The following is a 2,478-nucleotide window of genomic DNA, read 5'->3' as shown; positions in this document are numbered from 1 at the left end:
ATCAAGTTATCGAGCTATCCCGCGAAGCGGGTCACCCACTACAGTGCACTATGGAGGAAGCATGATTGCCCAGGAACTAGAAGTCAGTTTGCACATGGCGTTTGTTGACGCACGAGCTTCAAGACATGAATTTATTACGGTCGAGCATTTGCTTGCCGCCTTGCTGGACAATGCAACTGCTGTCGAGGTTTTAAAAGCCTGCGCTGTCAATATTGCGGAGTTACGAGCACAACTCAAAAATTTTATTAATGACAACACACCAGTTGTTCCTGGTAATGATGAAGTTGATACGCAACCAACCCTAGGATTTCAGCGTGTCATTCAACGCGCCATCATGCACGTGCAATCCACTTCAAATGGCAAGAAAGAGGTTACCGGAGCTAATGTGCTCGTAGCCATCTTTGGTGAAAAAGATTCGCATGCGGTGTATTTCTTACAGCAGCAAGGTGTGACTCGCTTGGATGTGGTGAACTTTATTAGCCATGGTGTACGTAAAGATCAAACTGAGAGCGTGAAGCCTGCTGAGGCTACTCAAGAGACCGAAGATGCTTCTTCTGGTGGTAAAGAAAGTCCATTGGAGCAATACACTCAGAACCTGAATGTTCTGGCTAAGCAAGGCAAGATTGATCCACTCATCGGTCGCGATAGCGAAGTTGAGCGCGTGATTCAGGTTCTGTGCCGTCGCCGTAAAAACAATCCGCTATTGGTGGGCGAGGCTGGCGTAGGCAAGACTGCAATCGCTGAGGGTCTAGCCTGGAGAATTGTCAAAGGCGATGTGCCTGAGATCCTAGCTGATGCCACAGTCTACTCATTAGACATGGGCGCTTTATTAGCGGGTACTAAGTACCGTGGTGATTTTGAGCAACGCTTGAAGAGCGTGCTGAAGTCTTTAAAAGACAGTACCCATGGTGTTTTGTTTATCGATGAGATTCACACCTTAATTGGTGCGGGTGCTGCATCGGGTGGCACATTGGATGCAAGTAACTTATTAAAGCCTGCACTCTCGAATGGCCAACTGAAGTGTATCGGTGCAACGACCTTCACTGAGTATCGCGGCATTTTTGAGAAAGATGCCGCACTGTCACGTCGATTCCAGAAGGTGGATGTGGTTGAGCCAACCGTTGATCAGACTGTGCAAATCTTGCGTGGCCTGAAGTCGCGCTTCGAGGAGCATCACGGCGTTAAATATGCTTCAGCTGCATTAGTGGCTGCTGCTGAACTCTCCTCACGCTATATCAACGATCGCCATTTGCCAGACAAGGCAATCGATGTGATTGATGAGGCAGGTGCAGCGCAACGTATCTTGCCGAAGTCTAAGCAGAAGAAAACCATTGGTCGTCCAGAGATTGAGGAGATCGTTGCGAAGATCGCTCGTATACCGCCACAGTCTGTAACTGTAGATGACCGTAGCAAACTGCAAACGCTGGATCGCGATATTAAGAGTGTGGTGTTTGGCCAAGATCCTGCCATTGAAGCCTTGGCGAGTGCTATTAAGATGACTCGCGCAGGTCTTGGCAAGATCGATAGACCAATTGGCTCATTCTTATTCTCCGGCCCTACCGGCGTTGGTAAGACTGAAGTTGCTAAGCAACTTGCATACATCTTAGGTATTGAGCTTCTACGTTTTGATATGTCTGAGTACATGGAGCGTCATGCAGTTAGCCGCTTAATCGGTGCGCCTCCAGGATATGTAGGTTTTGATCAAGGCGGTCTATTGACTGAGGCTGTCAATAAGAAGCCGCATTGCGTTCTCTTGCTCGACGAAATTGAAAAGGCGCATCCAGATATTTTCAATATTCTCCTGCAGGTCATGGATCACGGTACTCTCACGGATAACAATGGTCGCAAGACTGACTTTAGAAATGTCATCATCATCATGACAACGAATGCTGGTGCCGAAGCGATGCAGAAGTCGACTATCGGGTTTACCAATGCACGTGAGTCTGGCGATGAGATGGCGGATATTAAGAAGTTCTTTACACCAGAGTTCCGTAACCGTTTGGATGCGATTGTTTCTTTCAAGGCGCTTGATGAGACCATCATCATGCGTGTGGTCGATAAGTTCTTAATGCAGCTAGAAGAGCAACTGCATGAGAAGAAGGTGGACGCGACATTCAGTACAGCATTGCGTGCACATTTAGCTAAGCATGGCTTTGATCCACTCATGGGCGCAAGACCAATGCAACGCATCATTCAAGACACGGTTCGCAAAGCACTTGCTGATGAATTGCTATTTGGTAAATTAGCTCAGGGTGGTCATGTTGACGTTGACATTGATGCTGATGGCAAAGTTCAACTTCAGTTTGATGCCCCAGTAGTTCCGGGTAAACGTCCTAAAGTTGATGCAGCTCCTGTTGAGGAGATTTGAGGAAAATTAAAAAGCCACCTACTGAACTGACCCCCAAAAGTTGGACAGTTTAATTAGGTTAGCACGAGGGATTGAGTTCGGTAATTTACCGGGCTCAATCCCTTTAGTTT

The 2,478-nt window shown here is 47.4% G+C and carries 1 protein-coding gene; it reads left to right on the top strand.

Annotation, left to right across the window (positions count from 1 at the left end):
• Positions 1-61 precede the first annotated feature (61 nt).
• The gene (gene clpA / locus B7Y67_RS15255; protein ID WP_293599367.1) at positions 62-2,368 is read left to right on the top strand and encodes an ATP-dependent Clp protease ATP-binding subunit ClpA; all 2,307 of its coding nucleotides are present in this window, start codon (positions 62-64) and stop codon (positions 2,366-2,368) included.
• Positions 2,369-2,478: the final 110 nt, after the last annotated feature.

The sequence above is a fragment of the Polynucleobacter sp. 35-46-11 genome (genome assembly GCF_002281105.1).
The sequence above is the reverse complement of the archived record's forward strand: the minus strand, read 5'-3'. Positions and strand labels throughout refer to the sequence as shown.

Excerpts from the sequence above, each read along its gene's own strand:
- clpA (WP_293599367.1), top strand. The coding sequence starts at position 62 with ATGATTGCCCAGGAACTAGAAGTCAGTTTGCACATGGCGTTTGTTGAC.